Here is a 23,200-nt window from a genome sequence, read left to right as displayed (position 1 = left end):
CCGTCGGGAGCACACAGATGTCCTCGTCCGCCGCGCCGTCCCCGACCGGTTCCGCCCGCACCCGCTCGTGGTGGGGCTGGGGTTACGCCGACGCCCACCCCGGTGACGCGGAGTGCACCGCCCTGGGGGCCCTCCTGCCGGGCACGCACGCACGCCCCTTGCCCCCGCCGCGGATCGCCGACCTGCGCATCGGCCGCCCCGGCGTCGCACCGCCCGCCGGGCTGGCCCACCTCGTCAGCGCGGACCCGGGCGTACGAGCCGCCCACGCGATGGGCAAGGCGTACCGCGACGTCGCCCGGGCCCTGCGCGGCCGGCCGGGCCGGATCCCCGACCTGGTCGCCCACCCGCTCCGTGACCAGGACGTGGCGGACCTGCTGGACTGGGCCGGCGAACAGGGTGTGGCCGTCGTCCCGTTCGGCGGGGGCACCTCGGTGGTCGGCGGTGTGGAGTACCGGGGCGACACCCACCGCGCCGTGCTGTCCCTGGACCTGACCGCGATGGACCGGGTCCTCGAGGTCGACGCGGTCAGCCGCTCGGCCCGGATCCAGGCGGGTGCGCGCGGACCCGCACTGGAACGGCAGTTGCGGCCCCACGGGCTCACGCTGCGCCACTTCCCGCAGAGCTTCGAGTTCTCCACCCTGGGCGGCTGGCTGGCCACTCGCGCCGGAGGCCACTACGCCACGGGGCGCACCCGCATCGACGACTTCGTGCAGTGCATGACCGTGGTCACGCCCGCGGGATCCGGCACGTCCTGGCGCCTGCCCGCGTCCGGGGCCGGTCCGTCGCCCGACCGGTTCTTCCTCGGTTCGGAGGGAGCGTTCGGGGTCATCACCGAAGCGTGGATGCGCCTGCAGGAACGTCCCCGCTTCAAGGCGTCGACGTCCGTCGCCTTCGCCGACTTCCACCGGGCGCTGGACGCGGTGCGCGCCCTCGCCCGGTCCGATCTCGCCCCGGCCAACTGCCGCCTGCTCGATCCCGGTGAGGCACTGCTGTCCGGGGCGTCGCAGGACGGTTCCTCCGTCCTGGTGCTGGGCTTCGAGTCCGCCACCTCCCCGGTCGGGGACCGCCTCGCCGGGGCGTGGGAACTGGCCCGCGCGCACGGCGGCCAGGGCGGTGCCGGCGACGAACCGGCGGCCGGGCGTGACGCCCGGGCCGACGCCGCCGTGAGCGCATGGCGCTCGGCGTTCCTGCGGATGCCCTACCTGCGTGACGGCCTGGCCCGGATGGGCGCCGTGGTGGAGACCTTCGAGACGGCCGCCACCTGGGACCGCCTCGCCGACCTGGTCGACGCCGTACGCACCGAGGTCGGTGCCGCCGCGCTGAAGGCCACCGGGCACCGGGCCACAGTCAACTGCCGCCTGACACACGTGTATCCGGACGGTGCGGCCCCCTACTTCACCGTGGCCGTCGCCGGACGCCCCGGTGCCGAGGTCGCCGTGTGGGACGAGATCAAGGCAGCCGCCTGCGAGGTTCTCCACCGGTACCGCGCGACCATCACCCATCACCACGCCGTCGGCCGTGACCACCGCCCCGGGTACGACGTCCAGCGCCCCGAGCCCTTCGCGCTCGCCCTGCGCGCCGCCAAGGACGCCCTGGACCCGCGGGGCGTCCTCAACCCGGGCGTCCTCGTCGACTGAGGCGGCGGAGCCGGCGGGGCGGCGGGGCCGGCAGCGGGCCCATCGGGCCTGCGGGGGCGGCGAAGGGGCGGCTCGCGCCGGCACGGACAGCGGCACCGCCGAACGACCGCCGTCGGCCCGGCCGGTCACCGAGGCCGGCCGAAGGCGTTCGGGGCCCACGGGCCCTGCGGCTCAGGAGCCGGACGGGCGGTCCACGGACCGGGGGGCGACACCGTCCATCACGTTGGCGACCAGGGCCAGCACGAAGTCCTCGGTCACCGGCTCGTCCGGGATCAGCAGACGGTGGTAGACGGCGCCCCACAACTGGTCGACGAGGACCTGGACGTCGACGTCCGCGCGGATCTGTCCCTGCTCCCTGGCACGCAGCAACCTCTCCCCCGCCAGCCGCCGGCGCCCGGAGGAGTACAGGGAACGGAAGGCCGCGGACAGGTCCTCGTCGGTCTGCGACTGGCCGATCAGCTCGGTCACCACCCGGCCGGCCGGGCTCTCGGTCATGATGCGGGCGAACGCCCGCAGTTGACGGGTCAGATCGGCGCGGACGTCGCCCGTGTCCTCGAAGGCGAGCGTCTCCTCCACGGCGTGGAAGTAGCCGTCCAGGGCGAGCGCGCCCTTGGAGGGCCACCACTTGTACAGCGTCGTCTTGCTGACTCCGGACAGACGGGCCACCCGTTCGAAGGTCAGATCGGAGATCCCCTCCTTCATGAGGATCTCCCCGACCACGCGGAAGACGTCCGCGCGCACCTCGTCGGCCGGGCGGCGCCCCCGCCCGCGGGCCGGACGCCCGGCGCCGTCCTCGGCCTGCTTCGTCACGTCGTCACTCCCTCGCTCGATCGGGACCGGACCAGTCTAGGAAGGGGTACGGTCCGCGTTCGGCGCGGATGCCGGCCCGGGCTCGACGTGGAGGAGTTCACCGAAGCCGAGGCGGGTGACGAAATCCTGCTGGGCCCGTCGCAGCACCTCGTTGACCCGCTCCACACCGGCCTCGCTGAAGTCGACGACGGTGCGCAAGGGGCGGGTGCCGGCCGGCAGGGCGAGCACGCGGGCGATCTCGTCGGCGACGGCACGCGGGTGCGCGTCCACGCCGGGCGGGAACAGCCCTTCGGTGGCCTCCTCGTTGCGCGCGACCATCGCGTCCAACTCGGCGTAGGCACGGGTGCGTTCGGCGTCACCGGCGCGGTCGGCGTTGGGGAAGTGCTCCGTCCCCCGGGTGAAGGGACCGGGCATGACGATCGTGGTCTCGATGCCGAACCGTCCCACCTCGTACGCCGTGACCTGGGCGAGCGCGTCGGCGGCGGCCTTCGAGGCGACGTAGGGCCCCAGGAACGGCGGTACGACCACGGAGGTGGTGCTGCCGACGTAGAGCAGGGTGCCGGAGCGGCGGGAGCGCATGTGCGGCAGGACGGCGCGGTTGACGCGCTGGATGCCGAGCGTGTTGATGTCCAGCAGGCGCCGGATGTCCTCCGGGGTGAACGCCTCGACGTATCCGACGTAGAGGTGTCCCGCGTTGTGGACGACCGTGTCGAGCCGGCCGCTCTCCTCGAGGACGGTGGCGACCGCCGCCTCGGCCGAGGTGTCGGACTGCACGTCCAGCTCGACGATGCGGAGATCCTGCCCCTCGCGGCGGGCCAGCTCCAGGAGTTCCCCGGCGCGCCCGGCGTTGCGGCCCCCTGCGTCACGCATGCTGGCGTAGACGGTGTGGCCTGCCGCGGCGAGCGCGCGGGCGGTCAGGTTGCCGATGCCGGTGGCGGCACCGGTGATGAGGACGACGGATGACATGGTTCTTCTCCTGCGGTGAGGGCTGTGGTGGCGGAACGGCGAGGGGACATGGCCGCCGTGCGCGGCCGGGCCGGGTCAGGCCAGACCGCCGTTGGTGTAGAGGGTCTGGCCGTTGACCCAGCGGGCGGGGCCGGCGAGGAAGGCGACCGTCTCGGCGACGTCACGGGGTTCACCCAGCCGCTCCAGCGGGGTGGCCTTGGCGAAGTCGGCGACGGTGGCCTCGTCCTTGCCTTCGAGGAAGAGCGGGGTGGCGACCGGGCCGGGTGCGACGGTGTTGACGGTGATGTCCTTGCCGCGCAGTTCCCGGGCGAGGATCAGCGAGATGCTCTGCACGGCGGCCTTGCTCGCGACGTACGCCCCGTAGGCGGGCAGCTGGGTGCGGGTGACCGACGTGGAGACGTTGATGATCGCGCCTCCGCGGCGGACCCGGCGCGCGGCCTGCTGGGCGACGACGAAGGTGCCGCGGATGTTCGTGCGGTGCATCCGGTCGAGATCGTCCAGGTTCAGCTCGGCGATGGGCGCGAGCACCATGATCCCCGCGGTGTTGACCACGACGTCGATCCCTCCGAACGCGGTCTCGACGGCGTCGAAGGCGGCCTCCATCGCGTGCTCGTCGGCGACGTCACCGCCCACGGCGACGGCCCGGCCGCCGGACGCGGTGACTTCCTCGACGATGGCGTCGGCCTTGGCCTCGTTGCCGGCGTAGTGCACCGCGACGGCGAAGCCGTCCTCGACGAGCCGCTCGACGACGGCCCTGCCGATGCCGCCGGAGCCGCCGGTGACCAGGGCGACACGGGGGGTGGTGTCAGGGGTGGTGTTCATGATCAGTCTCCTCCGGACAGGAAGTGAACGTTGAGTCCATATAAGCAGAATATGAACGCACCGTCCACTTTTTCGCTCATGATTTTCCCCAAGCCCCGGGCCTCCCCCGAAGGCGCTCGCTCGGCGGCCTGCCGAGCGCCCGGGCACGACGGGTCGGGGCGTGGAGTGGCGTGCCGCCATGTACGCCTGGACCGGCTCCCCTCTTCGTCGTCCACCCACGCGAAGGACCGGCCACCGGCGTGGCCCGAAGCCGACGAGGGGCAGGTCCGAGAGGCCGAGGACGGGTGCGGTCGTCGGGTCGCTGCTCCGGTTCGGTCGCATGCGGGTTGAGCGGTCCCTGCACGTCGAGGGAGAGCAGTGGCCGGGGATCATCTCCGTACCCGTTCGGCTCCGGCGGGAGCGGAGTGCGGCGGTCGTCGCGCGGCCGGGTTTCGCGCCGGGCGGCCGTCAGCCGATCCACGGCGCGTCGTCGCGATGCCGGTGCAGCCCGACGGCCGGGACCTCGTCCTCGCCGGCGCCGGTCACGACACACAGTCGCCGCAGCGCCTGGCAGATCGGGCTGCCGGCCGGCGGGGAGGGCTCACCCTCCCCCACATGACGGGGTCGGAACACCAGTCCGCCGCCGTCCCACCCGGCGGCCCGCCGCTCGCCCGGACCGCCGAAGTACTCCGCCTCCACGTACACCACGGGCCCTGCGGCCGCCGAGTCCGGCGAGTTCCTCCGTGCGCCCGGCTTCAGCTTCCGTGGACGCCGACCTCGTACAGGGAGTAGCCCCAGTCGGTGGCCCGCTCAAGGCCGTGGATGCGGACGTAGCGGGCGGGCGTGGCGGAGAAGCGGGCCGTGTCCAGACCGCCGTCGCCCGCCGTCGTGGACCAGGCGGTGCGCCAGTTCACGCCGTCGGTGGAGAGTTCGACGCGGTACGCCGTGCCGTAGGCCCGCTCCCAGTCGAGGGTGACCTGCCGGACGGTCCGGGTGGAGCCCAGGTCGAGCTGGTACCACTGGTCCTCGCTCCAGTCGCTCGCCCAGCGCGTGCCGTTGTCACCGTCCACGGCCCGGTGCGGCTTGTAGCTCGTGAACAGGCTCCACTCCGAGGAGCTCGCGGACGCGGTCGCTCCCTTGGCCAGATCGGTCATCGGCCGGTGCCGCTCCGAGGCCGCCCAGGTGTCGAGGTAGGACTCGGCCCCCCGGAAGAGGTCGTCCACGACGTCCTGTCCGCCGACCCGCCGGATGTCCTCGATCCAGTCGGGGACCAGGCCGTAGTGGGCCGCTCCGTCCGTGTTGAGGTCCCAGGTCCGCAGGCCGGTGGTCTGCCGGTCGATCACCGAGCCGCCGTCGACGCTCGTGAACGGATAGGTGACCTTGTCGGGCGCGTCCGCACCGCGCGGGGCGGGCCAGCCGCCGACGCCGTTCATGTCGGTGCCGTAGCCGTAGCCCACGCGGTACTTGTCGCGCAGCGCCTCGGTGCGCTCGGCCTCGGCGACGAAGCCCTCGGAGCCGTGCATGTACTGAGCGATGAACCCGCCGAGCCCGTAGACCCGTTCGGTCCAGTCCAGGTCCATCCAGCTGTGCGAGGAGAGCACGCCGGGGTAGGACGCGGCCTCGAAGATGTCCAGGACCCGGCCGGTGGCCTTGACGCTCATGTGGTCGATCTCGAGCATCATCCCGCGCTGCATCATGCCGCGTACGGCGTACTCCCCGAGGTCGGTGAGCCCGCGGACGTTGCACTGGGCGTCGGCGCTGTAGGACGGGACGGCCACGCCCGCCGGGAGCTTCTTCTCGGCCTCGGCCGCCGTCGCGCCGCCGATGGGGTTGTCGTGCTGCGGACCGGTGCACTTCTCGGTCCTCCAGAAGGTGCCCGTGGACAGGAACTGGCCGACGTTGATGGCCGTGCCGAGCGCGCCGGAGTCGAAGCGGACCCCGCACAGGGCGTTGTCGAACTTGTGGCACAGGAACATGCTGCGCACGCCCAGCGCGTGCAGCTCGTCCAGGCCCTTGTCGATGTCGGCCCTGCTGCACTGCGCGATGTCCAGGACCTGCTTGCAGCCGAACGGCTCGGAGGTCTCGACCCCGAGGACGACCGCGAGTTTGCCCTGCTTGATCACGTCACGGGCCTGGGCACTGTCGGTGACGATGCGGAAGAAGCCCTTCCCCGGCCCACCGTAGATCTCGTCGATGTAGGACTGCATGTCGTACGACAGCTTCGCCTGGAGGCGGATGGAGGTCATCTCGTCGCAGCTGCGGTCCTTGAAGAAGTACACGGAGCAGATGACGCCGTTGGTGACCAGGTCGTTGACCAGGACCCGCTGGCCGCCGCGCCAGGCGCGTTCGACCCACGCGTAGTAGTTCTGCTGGTGGGTCAGGGAGTCGTGGGCGGGCCAGTCCTCGAAGCTGGGCCAGCCGACCGGGTCGTGCTTGCCGTCACCGCCCTTGGTGATGAAGTCGAAGACGGCGAGTGAGCCGTCGGGGTAGTGCTCGGGGCAGTCCTTGAGCGCCTCGGCGATCCCCTGCTCCGAGAACGGCTTGCCGCAGATCAGGCGTCCGCCGAAGGCCTCGTTGGAGAAGATGTGGTCGTGCGCGTCGACGAAGCCGCGCACCTCGCCGTCGGCGGCCGTGCCGGTGAAGGGCTCGCCGGTGACGTTGACGCCCGAGTCCGGCGTGGGACGCGCCGTCGGTTCCCACCAGTCGCCGCCCGCCGCGGAGCTCGGCGTGGGTCCCAGCACGACGGCCAGCACGAGCAGCAGGAGCGACGTGACGGTGATGTGCCTACGCCGGCGGTGCGAGCGCTTCGTACGGGTCACAGCCCCACGTCCCTCGGTCAGCGGGAAGGCGCGGCCGACGCATCGGCCTGCTCCGGACGCGGGAGCCCGGGAGCGACCTATTTGTCATGACCACACTCAAGATGCGTCGAGGATGACCACTGGCGGTCAGCGCGTCAAGTCATCCGGTGCCACCACTTACTGACGGGTCATCATGAGCGCGGGCGAGTGGCAGCGCGGACCGGCGAAAAGCCGGGCGGGCGGCCGCCCGCGCAGCAGTACGAGGCATGTCGTCGACCGGCGATACGGGGCGCGTCGCCGACCGGCGATACGGGGCATGTCGCCGACGCGGCGGTCGGGGGCGTGTCGTCGGCCGCCGCAAGCGCAGGCGCACGCCCCTACGGTCCCGCCGCCGCCCGCGCGTCGAGGCGGATCATCCCGGCGGCCCGCGCTGGGGACACGGCCGCCGGGACGGGACGCGCTGGGGACACGGCCGCCGGGACGGGACGCGCCCGGACCGGTGCGGTCCGGCCGCGTCAGTCCACGATCACCCCCGCGCGAACCGCCTGGGCCCGCTGGGCGAGCGCGCCGCCGAAGTTGCCTTCGACCTCCGCCTTCTCGGCCGTGTTCGGGTACGGGTTCGTGCACGCGACGCCCGCGGTGGAGCCGGACATCAGACTCGAACAGGGGCCGGGCTTGCGGTCCGGGAGGCCCAGGATGTGCCCGAGTTCGTGCGAGGAGATGCGGACGGTGTTGTAGCCCTGGTTGACGGCCTGCCGTCCGATGTAGACGGTGCCGCTGCCCAGGCCGGCGGGCAGTGCGCGGGGCCAGCCGTTGTCGGCGAGGACCCGGATGTTCGCCCGTTGCCCGGATGCCACCGGACGCAGTTCGACGGAGTCGACGCTCTCGTTCCAGATCGCCGCGCCCCGGTCGACGGCGCTCTTGAACTCCGCCGAACCGCTGGCATCGTAGGTGAGGACCCTGGCTGCCTGCGGGGCGGCGTTCGTCGCGGGGGCGGCGGCGACGGCCTGTCCGCCCGTCAGCGACAGGGACACCAGACAGGCGGCGGCGACGCCGCCCGTCAGCATGCGGACGTGCATGATCGACCTCCTCGTGGGGGAAGGGCAGTCGTGCTCATGACATTCTCGGCCCTCCCCTGCCCACCCGTACGGGACATCAATCCGTCAATCAGTGGGAGCCTGGGTTGGCCGGCACATCGCGCGGCGCCCCTCCCCGAGGGAAGTCGCCGGCTCGGTCGCCGACTTGTGACCGCATCACGCGCATCGGCGGCCGGCCCGTTTCCCGGTGTCGCCTGTGCGGCGCTCAGGACGGGCCGACCGCCGATTCCGACGGGTCGTGCCGCGGCGGTCAGGCGTTGGCGTGCCGGCCCAGGGCCGTCCGCCGGGGGGCGGCGTGATGAACGGCCTCGCCGGAACCGTCGGCCTGCTGGCGCCGCAGCCACAGGGACGACATGAACAGCAGGGCGGCGAAGACCACCAGGAACACCAGCGACACCCACATCTGGCGCCCTCCCGGCTCGTCCCATGCCGACGAGGCGGCCGACACGGCCCACAGGGCCGCGCCCGCGGCGTAGAACATGCGGATCTTGCGCAGCTGCCGCAGGGCTCGTACGGACTCAGCGTGATCAGTTTCCGGTGCCATGCCGACGCTGGTACCCCGAATCCCGCGGTCCAACGTCCCATGGCCAACTCGTGACCCAGAAGCCCGCCGGCCCTCCGCCCGTGCCCTCGAACACGCCGGCTCGGCGGGCGAACGACGGCGGTCGGCAGGCCGGTTGGACCGCACTGACGCAGGCGTCAGGCATGGGACAGCGCGAAGGAGACGAGGAAGCCGCCGACCGTCACCAGCCCGATCGCCAGGTGAGCCTCCTCGAAGGCCTCGGGGATCATCGTGTCGGCGATCATCGCGAGGATCGCCCCGGCGGCCACCGCGGTCACTCCCGCGATCACCGTGTCCGAGAAGCCGCCCAGGACGGCGTAGCCGAGGATCGCGGAGACCGTGCTCGCGGCCGCGATCGCGCCCCACACGGCGAAGACGTACCCCTTGCCGCGCCCGGCCTTCCTCATGCCGGCCGAGCTGGACAGGCCCTCGGGGATGTTGCTGATGAACACGGCGGCGACCGTCACGAGACTGACCGCGCCGCCGTCCAGCAGACTCACGCCGATCACCGCCGACTCGGGCACGCCGTCCAGCAGCGCGCCGAGGGCGAGGGCGAGACCGGAACCGCTCTGTTGCTGCTCGGACGGCTGTGCCTGCACGGCGTGGTGGCCCGAGCGCTTGCGGTGGCGGGCTCCGCGGCGCGCGAGCCACAGGTTGCCCGCCGTGTACGCCACGGCACCGCCGAGCGTCCCGACCGCCGCGGGGCCCAGCCCGCCCTGCTCGTACGCCTCACCGACCAGCTCGAAGGAGACGGCGGACAGGAGCACGCCCGCGCCGAACGCCATCACCAGCGCGATGACCCGCTGCGGCACGCGTACGCCGTAGCCGATCACCGCTCCCACCAGGAGCGCGCTGCCCGCGAGCAACCCCCAGCCGCCTGCTTGTATCACCTCGGACATGCCGGCCCGTGTACCCACCGCAGCGTGATCGGCACGCCGGGGAGGGTGGGAACCGGACCGTCCGGCAACCGTTCGATCAGTTCATGAGGCCACGGATGCCCAGGGCGAGGAGGGCGAGGACCTTGACCACCTCCGCCGCGATGTAGAAGACGTGGGCGTGGGAGCGCGGCAGGTCCTCACCGGCAAGGACGCGATCGGAACGGCGGTTCAGGCTTGGCCGGATGAGCAGCAGCTGCACGGCCAGCAGCGCCAGTGCGACAGCGGCCGGCGCCATCACGGCGGCGCGGACGTCACCCGCGAACACCGTGGCGGCCACGGTGGCGGCCAGCAGCAGCTCCACCCGGTTGAGCGCCCGGAACACCAGCCGGCCGATACCGAGACCCAGGGGCAGGGTCACGCCGGGCGCCCTGAACTTCAGCGGCGCCTCCAGGAAGGAGATCGCCAGCACCATCCCGAGCCAGACGAAGGCGACTGCCGCCGTGGCTGCGGACGCGGCATCCATGTGCGTTCCTCTCGTTGCGCGGACGGGGATCGGGCAAGGGATCCACGAGGCCGGGTCCCGCCCACGTGGCCGCAGGTCACGGGCGGGCGGCACGATGCTAGATTGCTGCATCCGTCCAGGGCAGGGCGTACAGCGCACAGAAGGTCGATCCATGGCTGACCCGGAGGAGCGTCCCGGCACTCACGGCGTTCCCCAGCCGCGGATTCTGGGCAACACCGTGTCGATCGCCGAGGCGGGCTCGGAGTCGACCGGGGCGCTGTGGCGACTGGCCGAGCCGGGACGGCAGCTCGACGCCAACCTCGTGCGCATCCCGCCCCACGGGCACATCGACGCCCACGCCGAGCCGGACCTCGACGTACTGCTGCTGGTGGTCGCGGGTGAGGGCACTCTCGGTCCGGCGGAGCGGCCGCAGGCGCTGGAACCGGGCAGTCTCGTCTGGCTCCCCCACGGCAGCGTGCGCAGCCTGACGGCGGGCGCGAACGGCATGGCGTACGTGACGGTGCACCGACGGCGTCCGGGCATGCGGATCGGCCGACGCTGACGCGGACCGGTCGGGACGCGGCGTACTCCGGGGCGGCGAGGCACGCACAGGGCGGCGCAGGAGGGGGACGACGTGAGCGTCCGCACCGGACGAGGTGAGCTGTTCGGCGACGACGGGAGCCGGTTCGGGGGCCCGACGACGGGGGACGAGCGGCGCATGCTCGTCGACATGCTGGGTGCCCAGCGGGCAACTCTGGAAGTCAAGTGCTCAGGTCTGGCAGCCGAGTTGGCCGTGCGCTCGGTGGAGCCGTCCACGCTCTCGCTCCTGGGGCTGGTCCGGCACCTGGCCGATGTCGAACGCCGCTGGTTCCGGCAGGTCCTGGCCGGGCAGGACGCCCCGCTGCGCTTCTCGTCCGTCACCGATCCCGACGGGGATTTCGACGGCGCGACGGGCGACCCGCAGGTGATCGAGGCCGCCTGGGCGGCCTGGCGGACCGAGGTGGACTTCGCCGAGCGGTTCACCGACCGGGCGCCGCACCTCGACGTGGAGGGCGAGGACGCCTGGCGCGGAACGGTGTCACTGCGCTGGGTCCTGCTCCCCATGGTCGAGGAGTACGCCCGCCACAACGGTCACGCGGACCTGCTGCGGAACGCATCGACGGGGCGATCGGCGTCTGAACCGCCAGCGGGTCGTCCTCAGGGGGCAGGCTGCCTGCCGTGCTGCCATCGGTCCCGGGGTTTAGGTCCCACGCCTCATGTGTGTCGGGAGTCCGTTCGCTGAGGTCGGCGCTCATGGGGAGCACGGGGGTGCGCCGCCCGGCAGCGGAGCGTAGGCGCGACACGGTGGAGCGGCTCGTTGCCGAGTGCGATGTGTGGGTGGCGACGGCGCATCCTGATCACGGGCCGCACCAAGTCCCGTTGTGGTTCCTACGGGACGGGCGGGCCGTGTGGATGGGCACCGGTGCCTCGTCCGCGACGGTGCGCAACCTCCGTGAGCGACCCCGTGTGCGGCTGGCGTTGCCCGGACACGTTCGACGTTGCCCCGGTGCAGGGGGAAGCCGAGTGCCTCCCGGCCCGGGAGGTGCCCGGGGACGTGGCGGAGCGCTTCGCCGCCGAGTTCGGATGGGACCCGCGTACGGAGGAGGACTCCCCTGCGTACGTGCGCGTGGTGCCGGAGAGCGTGCGTGCCTGGCAGGGCGAGCCGGAACTGCGCGGCAGGCCCGTCATGCGCGACGGGGCCTGGGTCGAGTAGCGCGTTGCCGATGAGCAGCGCGTCCTTCGCCCGGCCATCGTCCCCCGAACAATATGAAATCAATCGATGGGGCGTTCAGTTGCTTGTCCGGCACACCTAGCATCGGGCCCGCCGCGCGAAGGACGCGTCCGGTGAGATGAGGGGAGCGCCTGATGAGCATGCCGTCGAAGGTGGACTGGGCCAGACGTATACGGGCGGTTCTCCCTGCCCCTCGGGGCGGAGCCGTGAGCGGTGCGCTGGGAATGGCTCTCGTCGCCGTGCTCGTCGTTCCCGGGCTCTCCGCACCCGCCGCCGCTTCCGACGGACCGACCCCGGCAACCTGTCCCGCCGACCTGGCCGGTACGGCGACCTGTTACACCGGGCGGAGCGCGGAGGGCGCCTACTACGCGATCGCCGTGCCCGACAAGTGGAACGGCTCCCTGGTCATGCACGCCCACGGTGGGCCGGACCTCGGCGAGGGGTCCGACCCCGAGCGCAGCATCGGGGACCTCGAACGCTGGTCGGTCATGGTGGAGCAGGGGTACGCCTGGGCCGGTTCCTCGTACCGTCGCGGTGGTTACGGAACGAGGATGGCGGCAGCCGACACGGAAAGCCTGCGCCGGCTCTTCGTCTCCACCTTCCGCCGGCCCGAACGGACCTACCTCCACGGACAGTCGTGGGGCGGCAACGTCGCCGCGAAAGCCGTCGAACTGTACGGCTCGAAGAAGCACGGACCCTACGACGGCGCGTTGCTCACCAACGGTGTCCTCGGTGGCGGTTCGCGCGGATACGACTACCGAGTGGACCTGCGTGTGGTCTACCAGTACTACTGCCGCAACCACCCGCGGCCGGACGAGACGCAGTATCCGTTGTGGACGGGGCTGCGCGCGGGTTCGACGATGACCTCGTCCGGTCTGCGTGCACGGCTCCAGGAGTGCACCGGGTTCTCCTCACCGCCGGAGGACCGCACCGCGCTGCAGCAGCGCAACCTCGACGACATCCTCGCCGTCACCGGCATCCCGGAGCGGACGCTGGAGTCTCATCTGAGGTTCGCCACCTTCACGTTCCGGGACATCGTGCACAACCGGCTGGGCGGACGGAATCCCTTCTCCAACAAGGGAGTCGTCTACTCCGGCTCCCACGACGACGCGGCCCTCAACGCGGGCGTCGAGCGCTTCTCGGCGGACCCGACCGCGGTACGGGACCTCTCCTACGACAGCGACCTCACCGGCAGGGTGTCGATCCCCGTCCTGACGCTGCACGCGATCGACGACCCGACGGCGTTCGTGGAGCACGAGGCCGCCTACCGGGCCAGTCTGCGCGGTGCCGGGCGAGACCGGAACCTCGTGCAGACCTTCACCGACGAGCACGAGCACAGCGGCCTGAGCTCGTCCGAGTACGCCAACTCCATCGCGGCACTGGACACATGGGTCCGCACCGGCGTGAAACCCACACCGGGCTCGATCGCGGCCGCATGCCCCGGGCACGACGCTCGCTACGGCACCGGCTGCTTCTACGAGCCGTCCTTCGTTCCCCGGCCGTACGCGACCCGGGTCAACCCCCGCCCCGGTGGCCTGAGCTGGCCGGCCCTGACCGCCCGGCAGGAGAAGAAGTGGAGCCGGCTGCCCTCGGTGGGCATCGCGCCCTGAGCCGCTCGGCCGGGCAGGGCGAGGGCCTGTCTGACCATTCCCGCCGTCGCCCGGAGGGCGGCCTCGCGGCGTCAGGTGCGTGCTGTCGGCGTGCCGGGCGTGGAGCGTCGTACGGGATGTACTCGGCTCTGCGCCCGGTGCGGCGAGAGTGCGTGCATGGCGTCGCGAGGCAGGAGGGAATCGTCGGACAGGCCCTGGTCCCACCGGGAGCACCCTGCGCGCGTACGCACCCGGTGGGACTCCGGCCGGGGCAGGTCGCCCACCCCGCCTGGCCGAAGTCCGGGCAGCGCGAGAACCGGTCGCCGTCCCCGTGCCGGTGCCCGACCGGGGGTATCAGGCACGGCGCGGGCCCGTGTCCTGTTCGGCCGCCTCCGCCACGCGCTCGATGCGTGCCGGGCGGGTTCTCCTGGTCCGCGGCCGTCATCGCTCCAGGGGCGCGTCGATCAGGGACACCGGTTGCGTCTGAGGGAGTGGGCGGACGGGTGTCAGTGGTGGGGGCCGTGACGGCCCAGGGTCTCCACCGGAGTCGCGCCGGGGCGGGTCCACTGGGGCACGGGGCGACTGGTCGGCCCCCACGTGGCCCTGCCTTCCGCGTCCGTACGCCAGGACCAGCACGCGTCACGTCCCTCGGGCCAGCCGTCCGGCGTGTCCTCCCACCTCTCGCCTCGCCCGTAGGGCGTCATGTCCAGCAGGCCGAGGGATCCGTTGACCCGCTCGTTGCCCCGGCCCGTCGTGGAGTACGTCAGGAACGCGCGGTGACCGTGTCGCAGGAAGCAGGTGAGGTGGCCCATCTCGCCGCCGACCGGTGCGTCCGTGCCGCGCGCGGAGTACCAGGGCTGGGTGTAGCCCATGAACTCCGCATAGGCGGCCACCTCGTCCCAGGCACCCGAGGTCAGGACGGCGAACGAGACGCCTCGGGCGTTGAGGTAGACGGCGTCCTCGAGGTGCCAGGCGGTGGTGGTGCAGCCTTCGCACTGCCCCTGGTGAGGCGCACCGTCGTACCACATGTGCTTGTACACGACGAGTTCGTCGCGGCCCTGGAACAGATCGAGGAAGGGCACCGGGCCGTCGGGGCCGACGACCTCAACCGTCCCGTCGAACTCCACCATCGGCAGCCTGCGCCGGGCGGCGGCGATGGCGTCGCCCTCACGCGTGTGGGCCTTCTCGCGGACCAGGAGTTCGTCCCGCGCGGCGCGCCAGGTGTCCAGGTCGACGACGGGCGGACGGCCGGGGAGCAGCTCGGCGGCCGGGTCGTCGGGTGTGGTCGTCATGGTGTCCTCCGTGAGGTCTGCGGCCGCCCGGCACCGTACGACGGACGGGCCGGGCCGGGGCCGGGGCGTTCAGGAGGACAGACTCGGATGCGGGGCGCTGTTCATCGGCCCTGGGGGACGCGTTCGCCGCACCTGTCCGCCTCGGCCGGGGAAGGCGGTGGCGGCGTCCCGGAGACGGGGCAGGGCACCGAGAACCTGCGGCGGGGCACGGCATCGGTGCGGGGCCGCCGGGCGGGCCGCGGGACCGAGGGAATGCCGCCGGGCGGGCGGGGCAGGGCACCGGGGCCGTGCGCCGGGCGGGCCATCGCACCGATGCATGCCGCCGGGCGGGGGCGTCGGACCGACGTCATGCCGCCAGGTGCCCCATGGCACCGAGGCCGGGCCACCGGGCGACCCATGGCACCGAGGGTCACACCTCGGGGCGGCGGATCGTACCGGCGGCCTGTCATCGGCCGGTTGCGGCTCCCGACCACGGCTCGCCGTTGCGTGCGGCCCACTCCCCGGCCGCTTCCGGCCGCCCCGTGAGCAGCAGGAGCAGCGCGGCGATGGGACCGCGGATCTCCCGGCCGTCCCCGCGCGCCCACTCGATGTCCGTGGCGACGAGCCGGGCCTTCGGCAGAGGCCACGGGCGGGGCGGGATCCGCATCGTCCAGACCCGGTCGGCGGCGTCCCGGGCGGCGGCCCGGGGCATGTCACGCGTACGGCCGACCGCGAGGGCGATGTCCTGGCCGTGGACGAGGAGGTCGAGGAGCGGCTCCCGGGGCGAGGTGGTGGGCGCCAGACGGCGGGAGCCGACGATCGCGCGCAGGTCGGAGAGCGTCTGCTCCACGGGCCGGCTCCCCTCGCGCACCGCCGAGTCGTGGATCATCCGGTTCCAGTTGCCGCGGGCCCGCAGCATCTCCCGGAGCACCCGTCCGGTGGAGAAGCGCGCCGCGACGGTCAGGTGCGCGGCCACGTCCCGGACCCGCCAGTCCCCGCACCGCGTCGGAGTGTCCCACTGCGCGGGGCCGAGGCTCTCCAGCAGGTCGGCGAGGCTGCTCCGCTCCTGATCGACGGTGCGCCAGAGTTCGTCCGCATCCAGTGCTGCGCCCACGATCATCACCCACTCAGGTGATAAGATTCTCTGACCAAAGTAGTCAGCTACTCTGACGAGTGTCAAGGCGAAACAAGGAGTGGGACGACGATGGCGGCGGGTGAACTCAATACGGGCGTGCTGCTGTTCCTGCCCTACCGGGCCCTGGAGAGCCGCGTCTTCGCCGCCCTGGCCGAGGCCGGCTTCGACGACTTCACGCCCGCCCAGGCGCGTGTCCTGCAGCGCATCGGCCCGCGGGGCACCCGCCTCACCGAGCTGGCCGAGCAGGCGCAGGTCACCAAACAGACCGCGGGGTTCCTGGTCGACCAGCTGGAGAAGACGGGCTATGTGGTCCGCGTGCCCGACCCGACCGACAAGCGGGCACGGCTGGTGTGCGGCGCGGAGAAGGCCTGGGCGGCGAAGAAGGTGGCCGACGCCGTCGTCGCCGAGGTGGAGAGGGAGTGGGAGGAACACCTCGGCAAGCGGCGCATGCAGCAGTTGCGCGAGGCGCTGACGTCACTGAGGGAGATCACGGACCCGTGGGCCCAGCGCGCCCCGGCAGCCGTTCCGGGTGGCGGGTTGCAGCACGGACCGGCGGCCGCTCCCGCCCGCCGGCCGGCTCCGGGCAACGGCTGAACGGCGTCCGCGTCACCGGCTCCGTCCCGGCCGACCGTTCCAGGCTCACGGTATCGCCGCCGGTCAGCGGGCGTTCCACCGTTCCGGCGTCCCGAAGTGACCGCGTTCAGTGGCTCGTGGGACGGATGCCGATCCACGCTGCGGTTGTCCGAGCGACCCGCCGGACGGTCACTTCCGCACCTGGAGATCACGCCATGCGCTCGCGCCTCGCTTCCCCGTCCACCCGCCTCGCCCTCGCCGCCGTCACGGCGGCCGCCCTGACCGCCGCCGCCACGGCGGCCGCCCACGCCGCCGCCGACAGCCGTGGCCCGGTCACGCGGGCCTGCGTCACCGACGACCTGTCCTTCGGGGTCACGTCCGGGACGCAGGCGGGCGGCCACCTCCTCCTCATCGCGAAGGCCAGGCCCGGCATCACCTGCCACCTGCCGGGCGTCTTCCCCTCCGCCTCCTTCGGCTCCTCCGCCGACACCGAGGTCGGGCCGGCGGAGCACGCCGTCGGTGAGGGCGTGACCCTGTCCGGGTCCCGGGCCGCATACGCGGGCATCAACCCGAAGACCACCGCCGACGAGCACGGCAAGCAGTTCGACCGGCTGCACCTCTCCGTCCTGGGCGACGAGTCGAACTCCGTCACCCTGAAGCTGCCGGAGACGGTGACCGTCGACCGACCCGTGGCGACCAACTGGCACGCCGACCCCGCCGACGCCGTACCCCTCTCCGCCTGACGGGGCGCCGCGCCGGGCACCCCTGTGGTGCCCGGCGTCTCGGCACCCCCCGGGGTGCAGGGGTGCCTCCCTGCCACCCGGCACACCGATCGGGAACGTGCGCCGGAACCGCGGCAGGCCGTGGCCGGGACCCGCCGCCCGGACCGGGTCGACGGGTGCACCGATGGGGCGGCACCGCTCCCCCGGGCCGGCCCCGGCTTCGACACCCGCCCCCGATGTGCGGTGGGCGCTCACCCGTGCGACCGAGGAGACCGGCCGGCACGCGGGCCATGCCGGCACTCTCCGGACCTCGACGGCGGCTCGACCGGCCGCCGATCCCGAGAGCGTCACGGGACGACTCCGCCCGGGGCCGGGTACTCGTCGATCATGACGCAGCACGGGAAGCCGCTTCTGTACGTCACCCGCGACCGCGCCGGGACGTCCGCGGTGCGCAGCATGGGCACGGCGCGCCTGGACACCGGGGGCGCTCCCGTGGTGCTGGTGCCGGGGCTGGGGGCGCCCGGCTATCTGTTGCGGACGCTGGAGCGCTGTGCGCGGTCGGGGCCGGCGCGGCTGCTGGACGTGCCCGGATTCCGCGATCCCGCCGGGCCCGTCTGCGGGGAGACGCTCGGGGCGCTCGCGGACACGGTCGCCCGGTGGCTGGCGGAGGTGCCGGGCCGGCCCGTGGTGCTGGCCGGACATTCCACGGGCGCCCAGGCGGCGCTGCATGCCGCCGTGCGCAGTCCCGGGCGCGTACGGGCCCTCGTCCTGCTGGCGCCGACGTTCCCGCCCCGCCTGCGCCGGATGGGGCCGTTGTGCGGCGCGGCGCTCCGCACGGCCGTACAGGAGTCCCCCGGCGTCGTGCCGGCCGTGCTGCCGTCCTACCTGAGGGCCGGGCCCCGGCGGCTTCTGACCTGCGCGCGATCCGGTCAGGCGGACGCCCCCGAGGAGGTGCTGCCGGCGGTGTCCTGCCCGGTGACGGTCGTCGGGGCCGAGAACGACGCCCTCAGCCCGCCCGGGTGGGTGCGGTACCTGGCCGGGCGGGCCGGCCGGGGGCGGGCCGTGATGGTGCGGGGGGCGCACGCGTTCCCGCATCGCCGTCCGGACGTCACGGCCGCGGTGCTGGACGGCGCACGGCACCAGCCGTTCTGACACCCTTCCGATCCGCCCTCGGCATCCGCCTGCCGCGGACACGGCCGGCGCCGCGACCCGGCCGGCCGGCATCGCGCGGCCCCCGTCTCCCTCACCGGGCGCCGCACGTCCGGCGGCATCTTCACGGCCAGGCCGGGTACTTCCCGGCCATGGCCTTTCCTCCACACATGCCGCAGTCGTCACCCCGCGGGGGGACATGGCGGGACGCCGCCACCCGCTCGTGCGGAACCCCCTGTTCTTCCCCGCTCACCCGTACGCCCGCGCACCGGGGGGCGCGATGACGGTCGAGGCGGTGAAGGCGGCGCGGATGGTCGCGGAAGCGGCGGCGAGCGCCTCGCTCGAGGACGTACCGAGACGGGTGTGCGAGGCGGTGCGGGACGGGCTCGGCGTGGACGGCGCCACTCTCTCACTGCTCACCGACACCCCGTCCCGCCAGCTGCTCGCCGCGTCGGACGACGCCGCACTCCAGCTGGAGGAGCTCCAGTTCACGCTGCTGGAGGGCCCCTGCATCACCGCGGCGCACACCGGTGAGCCGGTCGCCGTGCACGACCTGCGCCACGAGCTGACCCCCTGGCCCCTGTTCGGGGCGCTGATGCGCGAGAAGCTGCCGCGCATCGGGTCGGTGTACGCGCTGCCCCTCTTCTTCGGCGACTACGTACTGGGCACCGTCGACCTGCTGGCCCTGAGGGCTCACGCGCTCGACGAGGAGGACCTGGTGCAGGCGTCGGACGTGGCCGACGCGGTGACGGCCGCGCTCATGACGACCCGGGAGATGATCGTCACCGGGTCGCAGGCCCCGGACTGGGAGCCGAGGGCGGTCGTCCGCGCCCACTGGTTCGACACCGCGCGTGCCGTCGCCACTCTGGTGACCCGGCGGGGACTGAGCCAGGAGGACGCGCTGGCCCTGATGCGTGCGGAGGCGTTCCGCAGCGGCCGGTCGCTGGCGGACATCACCGCGGACGTGCTGCGCGACCCGCCGGGCACGGCCTAGGTTCCGCCGGTCGGAGCGGGCCGCGGCGATCGGGGTACGCGTCCGGGCGACGGCTGCGGCCTGAACCGGACGCCACGTGCTCTCGTGGGTCCGGCCCGGCTCACCCGGTGGCGGCGTCGAGCGTCTCGCGGATGTCCAGCAGGCGGTCGACCCCGGTGATCTCGCAGAGCCGCCGGAGGTGGACCGACGGTGCGACGAGGCGCAGGTCGCCGGCCTGGTGCGTGACGATCAGCAGGTTCAGCAACGTCGAGTCGGCGAACGTCACGCCGGAGGCGTCCAGGACCACGGTCGGGTGGTTGCGGACCGCGCTCGCCAGCGCGTCCGCGAGCGGCTGGATCGAGTCCAGGTCGTAGGCGCCGCGCGCGGCGACGACCCAGGCCCCGCCCTTGGCGTACTGGTGCACCGAGGCCGCCTGCGCGGGATGCCCGGTCGTCTGCCGCCGCAACAGCGGCGTTCCGCCGGTGTTGCTCACGAGCGCCGTCTCGGCGGCCTCTTCCCACGGCACCTTCGGGCTCCTTCTGTGGTTCTCCCCTGCGGGAGGCGGTCGTCCGTTGCCGGAAAAGTATGTCATGTATCGGGGTTCAGGCAACCACGTGCGTCTAAGATGCAGGTCATGGTCGCAGTGCCCCGGTCCCACAGCGGATGGACGTTCATCACCAGTCACGCGCGCGTGCTCGCAGCCATCGCCGACAATCCCCACGCCCGCATCCGCGACATCGCCGCCCGCTGCCGCCTCACCGAACGGGCCGTCTCCCGGATCATCGCCGACCTCGAACACGACGGGTACCTCTCCCACACCCGCGACGGGCGCAGCAACACCTACCGCGTCGAACCGGGCAAGGTGCTGCGCCACCCCGCCGAAGCCGGTCTGCCCGTCGCCTCCCTGCTCTCCCTCCTCGTCCAGGACGAGACCGACCGCCACACCGGGCCGGCCGGCCCCTAAGGCCTGTCTGACGATTCCCGCTGTCGCCCGGAGGGCGGGCTCGCGGCGTCAGGTGCGTGCTGTCGGCGTGCCGGGCGTAGGGCGTCGTACGGGATGTACTCGGCTCTGCGCCCGGTGCGGCGAGAGTGCGTGCATGGCGTCGCGAGGCAGGAGGGAATGGTCAGACAGGCCCTGACGTCCGCGGCGCGAGGGACGGACCTGCGCGCCGGTCACCGGCCGGGAGGCCGGGAACGGGCCGCGTACCGGTCCAGTTCGATCGCCAGCGGGGTGGCGGTGAAGACCGACGAGTACGTGCCGATGGCCAGCCCGACGAGCAGGGCGAGGGCGAAGTCCGTGAGGGAGTCCCCGCCCAGGACGGCCAGGGCGGCGAGGATCAGCGCGGCGCCCATGCCGGTGTTGACGGTGCGCGGCAGGGTCTGGACGATCGCCCGGTCGGCCAGGCCGGGCAGGGGGGCTGCGCGCTCGCGTCGCCACAGCTCCCTGACGCGGTCGAACACGACGACCGAGTCGTTGACCGAGTAGCCGATCACGGTCAGCAGCGCGGCCAGGAAGACCCCGTCGAGGGGCTTGCCGAGCCAGGCGAAGACACCGACCAGGATGACGACGTCGTGGGCCAGGGCAGCGACCGCCGCGGTGCCGAACAACCAGCGGAAGCGGACGGTCAGGTAGAGCAGCTGCGCGGCGAGGGCCACGCCCAGCGCGACGAGGGCGTTGCGGCGCAGTTCCTCGCCGAGGCTGGGTCCGATCAGCTCGTCGCGGACCTTCTCCGTGTCGCCGCCGAGCGTGCCGACGGTACGGGTCACCGCCTCCGCCTGCGCATCGGTCAGCTCGCCGGTGCGCACGGACAGGGCGCTGTCTCCGGAGGACTGCACGACGGCACGGGGGAAGCCGGCGTCGGCGAGCGCGGCGCGCGCGTGCTCGGGGTCGACGGGACGGGTGGTGGTGTACTCGACCAGGCGTCCGCCGGTGAACTCCACGCCCAGGTCGACACCGCGGACGGCGATGCCGGAGGCGGCGACGGCCAGGACGGCGGCGGACAGCGCAAGCCAGCGGCGCGGGCGGCGCATCAGCTCCGGCCGGGAGCGTTCGAGGCGGCTCCTGACCCGCCCGGCGGTGGTCAGGCCGGTGACGTGAGGGCGGCGGCGCACCCACGGGCGGGACGCCGCGTGGTCGGCCAGGACCCGTGTGACGACCAGGGCGCTGACCATCGAGGCCAGGACGCCGATGCCCAGCGTGACGCCGAAGCCGCGCACGGGCCCGGAGGCGAGGAAGAACAGCAGTCCGGCGGCGATGAGGGTGGTGATGTTGGAGTCGGCGATGGCGCTGAACGCCTTGCGGAAACCGGCGGCGAGGGCGGAGCGGGGGCTGGCCCGGCGGTGTTGCGCGTGCTCCTCGCGGGCGCGCTCGAAGACGAGCACGTTGGCGTCGACGGCCATGCCGACGGCCAGCACGAACCCGGCCAGGCCCGGCAGCGTGAGGGTGGCTCCCAGCGCGGCCAGGGCGGCGTAGGAGATGAGGCCGTAGGCGGCCAGGGCCAGCACCGCGAGGGCGCCCATGAGCCGGTAGACGGCGACGATGAACAGGGCGGTCAGGCCGGTGCCGGCGACCGCGGCCCAGGTGCTGGCGGTGATGGCCTCGGCGCCCAGCGTGGGGCCGACGGTGCGCTGCTCGATCAGCTCCACGGGCACGGGCAGGGCGCCGCCGCTGATGAGCAGGGCCAGTTCGCGTGCCTCGTCGTCGCCGAAGGACCCGGTGATCTGTGTGGCGCCGCCGGTGATGCCCTCCCGGCACACCACCGACGGGTCGACCTGCGGCGAGGAGATGATCTTCTCGTCGAGGACGATGGCGACACGGCGTTCGGGATTCCCCGCGGGGTGGCAGGCGGCCGTGCCGGTCAGCCGACCCCATTTCCCGCGGCCCGAGGCGTCGAAGTCGACGGTCACGTGCCATCCGGCGCCGCTCTGCTGGTCGAACCGGGCATCGGCCCCTTTGACGTCCTGCCCGGTCAGCGCCGCGGGACCCAGGTTGAGCGGCCGGCCCGACTCGTCGGGCAGGACCCGCTCCCGGGGCTGCTCGGAGGAGGACCCGGAGCCCTCGGCCGCGCTGTCGGCGAGACCGGTCACGGGGTGGACGGTGAGCTGTGCGGTACGGCCCAGTACGCCGGCCGCCTTCCTCGGGTCCTGCAGACCGGGCAGCTCGACGATGATCCGGCGGTCGCCGGAGCGCTGCAGGGTGGGCTCGGCCACGCCGAGCGCGTCGACACGGCCGCGCAGCACCTCCAGGGTGCGGTCGGTGGCCTCGGGGCCGGCCTCGGCGGTGTCGGTCGAGCGGGTCTCCAGGACGATCTGGGTGCCGCCGCGCAGATCCAGACCGAGGCGGACCGGCACGGTGACGGTGATGTACAGGGACAGGGCGATGACGACGAGAGCGAGCAGGGCTCTCACCCGGGACGAACGGATCAAGACGGGGCCTCCGGCGGGCACACCGCGGCGGCGGCCGGCGCGGCCGCGGTGAAGGACAGGGTGGGTTCAGACGCCGGAGGACACCGGAGGTGACCGTCCCCGGTCGGGGGAGGCGTGAAGGGTGCGCGGGTGCCCCTGCGGTGCGCGCGTCGCCGTCGGCGGAGCCGTGAGGACGGCGGCGGCCGCCGCCCGGCCGGCGACGGCGACGGGGTGGCCGGGCGGCGGCGTGCGCTCACCGAGGGGTTCGAGCCGGTGGGCCGCGTGAACGGCGCATGCCGTCACACAGCCGTCGTGGGCGTACGGATCGGCTCCGGGCCCCGCGCCCGGCCCGCCGGGGGCCACCCCGTCACCGGCCACCCCGACGGTGCAGGACGCCGCACACCCGACGTGGGCGGACCCATCGGCTCCGGGCCCCGCGCCCGGCCCGCCGGTCGTCGGTTCGTGCGCCTTGCCGAGCTGTCCGGGTGCGGACGGTACCGGCTGCGCCCCCGCGGGATGCGCGGATCGGCCGGGTTGTGCGGCGCCCGGCACCACGGCGAG

General features: G+C 73.3%; 22 protein-coding genes and 2 pseudogenes. 11 read left to right on the top strand and 13 right to left on the bottom strand.

The features are described 5' to 3' along the window. The first annotated feature begins 17 nt into the window (after positions 1–17). On the top strand, positions 18–1,637 hold the full coding sequence (locus Q5694_RS02925; RefSeq protein ID WP_333930360.1) for an FAD-binding oxidoreductase: 1,620 nt from the start codon (positions 18–20) through the stop codon (positions 1,635–1,637). Positions 1,638–1,808: 171 nt separating this feature from the next. Here Q5694_RS02925 and Q5694_RS02920 read toward each other — a convergent pair whose 3' ends face one another. The 9 genes from Q5694_RS02920 to Q5694_RS02880 form a co-directional block, all read right to left on the bottom strand. Beyond that, complete coding sequence (locus tag Q5694_RS02920; RefSeq protein ID WP_333930359.1) at positions 1,809–2,447, bottom strand: TetR/AcrR family transcriptional regulator; 639 nt, start codon at positions 2,445–2,447, stop codon at positions 1,809–1,811. 36 nt (positions 2,448–2,483) lie between these two features. Then, positions 2,484–3,413, bottom strand: a complete 930-nt coding sequence (locus Q5694_RS02915; protein WP_333930358.1) for an SDR family NAD(P)-dependent oxidoreductase — start codon at positions 3,411–3,413, stop codon at positions 2,484–2,486. Positions 3,414–3,488: 75 nt separating this feature from the next. Continuing rightward, the gene (locus Q5694_RS02910; protein ID WP_333930357.1) at positions 3,489–4,235 is read right to left on the bottom strand and encodes an SDR family oxidoreductase; all 747 of its coding nucleotides are present in this window, start codon (positions 4,233–4,235) and stop codon (positions 3,489–3,491) included. A gap of 447 nt (positions 4,236–4,682) precedes the next feature. Beyond that, positions 4,683–4,922, bottom strand: coding sequence for a hypothetical protein (locus tag Q5694_RS02905; protein WP_333930356.1), 240 nt, complete (start codon positions 4,920–4,922; stop codon positions 4,683–4,685). A 47-nt stretch (positions 4,923–4,969) separates the two neighbouring features. Next, on the bottom strand, positions 4,970–7,033 hold the full coding sequence (locus tag Q5694_RS02900; protein ID WP_333930355.1) for a discoidin domain-containing protein: 2,064 nt from the start codon (positions 7,031–7,033) through the stop codon (positions 4,970–4,972). A gap of 494 nt (positions 7,034–7,527) precedes the next feature. After that, positions 7,528–8,091: a snapalysin family zinc-dependent metalloprotease gene (locus tag Q5694_RS02895; protein WP_333930354.1), complete on the bottom strand. Its 564-nt coding sequence runs from the start codon at positions 8,089–8,091 to the stop codon at positions 7,528–7,530. Between the two features lie 268 nt (positions 8,092–8,359). Further along, positions 8,360–8,653, bottom strand: coding sequence for a hypothetical protein (locus Q5694_RS02890; RefSeq protein ID WP_333930353.1), 294 nt, complete (start codon positions 8,651–8,653; stop codon positions 8,360–8,362). A gap of 155 nt (positions 8,654–8,808) precedes the next feature. Next, positions 8,809–9,570 (bottom strand): ZIP family metal transporter, encoded by a 762-nt coding sequence (locus tag Q5694_RS02885; RefSeq protein ID WP_333930352.1) that lies wholly within the window; start codon positions 9,568–9,570, stop codon positions 8,809–8,811. A 76-nt stretch (positions 9,571–9,646) separates the two neighbouring features. Beyond that, positions 9,647–10,072, bottom strand: coding sequence for a hypothetical protein (locus Q5694_RS02880; protein ID WP_333930351.1), 426 nt, complete (start codon positions 10,070–10,072; stop codon positions 9,647–9,649). A 151-nt stretch (positions 10,073–10,223) separates the two neighbouring features. Here Q5694_RS02880 and Q5694_RS02875 point away from each other — a divergent pair, with 151 nt between their 5' ends. From Q5694_RS02875 to Q5694_RS02860, 4 genes and pseudogenes are all read left to right on the top strand, one after another. Next, on the top strand, positions 10,224–10,613 hold the full coding sequence (locus Q5694_RS02875) for a cupin domain-containing protein (protein ID WP_333930350.1): 390 nt from the start codon (positions 10,224–10,226) through the stop codon (positions 10,611–10,613). 72 nt (positions 10,614–10,685) lie between these two features. After that, a pseudogene (locus tag Q5694_RS02870) lies at positions 10,686–11,230 on the top strand (DinB family protein). A gap of 114 nt (positions 11,231–11,344) precedes the next feature. Then, a pseudogene (locus tag Q5694_RS02865) lies at positions 11,345–11,804 on the top strand (pyridoxamine 5'-phosphate oxidase family protein). A 242-nt stretch (positions 11,805–12,046) separates the two neighbouring features. After that, positions 12,047–13,432: a hypothetical protein gene (locus Q5694_RS02860; RefSeq protein ID WP_333930348.1), complete on the top strand. Its 1,386-nt coding sequence runs from the start codon at positions 12,047–12,049 to the stop codon at positions 13,430–13,432. A 485-nt stretch (positions 13,433–13,917) separates the two neighbouring features. Here Q5694_RS02860 and Q5694_RS02855 read toward each other — a convergent pair whose 3' ends face one another. Then, complete coding sequence (locus tag Q5694_RS02855) at positions 13,918–14,703, bottom strand: DUF899 family protein (RefSeq protein ID WP_333930347.1); 786 nt, start codon at positions 14,701–14,703, stop codon at positions 13,918–13,920. A 445-nt stretch (positions 14,704–15,148) separates the two neighbouring features. Further along, entirely contained in the window at positions 15,149–15,802 is a 654-nt protein-coding gene (locus tag Q5694_RS02850) for a maleylpyruvate isomerase family mycothiol-dependent enzyme (RefSeq protein ID WP_333930346.1), read from the bottom strand. A gap of 84 nt (positions 15,803–15,886) precedes the next feature. Here Q5694_RS02850 and Q5694_RS02845 point away from each other — a divergent pair, with 84 nt between their 5' ends. The 5 genes from Q5694_RS02845 to Q5694_RS02825 all read left to right on the top strand — a co-directional run bounded on the left by Q5694_RS02845 (position 15,887) and on the right by Q5694_RS02825 (position 19,255). After that, positions 15,887–16,411 carry a MarR family winged helix-turn-helix transcriptional regulator gene (locus tag Q5694_RS02845; protein WP_443040797.1) on the top strand — a complete coding sequence of 175 codons (525 nt, stop codon included), beginning with the start codon at positions 15,887–15,889 and terminating at the stop codon, positions 16,409–16,411. Between the two features lie 194 nt (positions 16,412–16,605). After that, positions 16,606–17,133 carry a DUF4232 domain-containing protein gene (locus tag Q5694_RS02840; protein ID WP_333930345.1) on the top strand — a complete coding sequence of 176 codons (528 nt, stop codon included), beginning with the start codon at positions 16,606–16,608 and terminating at the stop codon, positions 17,131–17,133. A 163-nt stretch (positions 17,134–17,296) separates the two neighbouring features. Then, positions 17,297–17,503, top strand: a complete 207-nt coding sequence (locus Q5694_RS02835) for a mycothiol transferase (protein ID WP_333930344.1) — start codon at positions 17,297–17,299, stop codon at positions 17,501–17,503. Continuing rightward, a complete protein-coding gene (locus Q5694_RS02830; RefSeq protein ID WP_333930343.1) occupies positions 17,500–18,264 on the top strand; it encodes an alpha/beta fold hydrolase in 765 nt (254 codons plus the stop codon). The genes Q5694_RS02835 and Q5694_RS02830 overlap by 4 nt, the downstream gene beginning before the upstream one ends. 196 nt (positions 18,265–18,460) lie before the next feature. Further along, on the top strand, positions 18,461–19,255 hold the full coding sequence (locus tag Q5694_RS02825) for a GAF and ANTAR domain-containing protein (RefSeq protein ID WP_333930342.1): 795 nt from the start codon (positions 18,461–18,463) through the stop codon (positions 19,253–19,255). A 100-nt stretch (positions 19,256–19,355) separates the two neighbouring features. Here the strand turns inward: Q5694_RS02825 and Q5694_RS02820 are convergent, their stop codons facing one another. Further along, on the bottom strand, positions 19,356–19,760 hold the full coding sequence (locus Q5694_RS02820; RefSeq protein WP_333930341.1) for an STAS domain-containing protein: 405 nt from the start codon (positions 19,758–19,760) through the stop codon (positions 19,356–19,358). 108 nt (positions 19,761–19,868) lie between these two features. Between Q5694_RS02820 and Q5694_RS02815 the strand changes: the two genes are divergently transcribed. After that, positions 19,869–20,198 (top strand): helix-turn-helix transcriptional regulator, encoded by a 330-nt coding sequence (locus tag Q5694_RS02815; RefSeq protein ID WP_333930340.1) that lies wholly within the window; start codon positions 19,869–19,871, stop codon positions 20,196–20,198. Positions 20,199–20,407: 209 nt separating this feature from the next. On the opposite strand, the gene secD is transcribed toward Q5694_RS02815, so the two are convergent. Further along, positions 20,408–22,660, bottom strand: a complete 2,253-nt coding sequence (gene secD / locus Q5694_RS02810; RefSeq protein ID WP_333930339.1) for a protein translocase subunit SecD — start codon at positions 22,658–22,660, stop codon at positions 20,408–20,410. Positions 22,661–23,200: the final 540 nt, after the last annotated feature.

Source organism: Streptomyces sp. AHA2 (assembly GCF_036857595.1).
GTDB lineage: Bacteria > Actinomycetota > Actinomycetes > Streptomycetales > Streptomycetaceae > Streptomyces.
The sequence above is the reverse complement of the archived record's forward strand: the minus strand, read 5'-3'. Positions and strand labels throughout refer to the sequence as shown.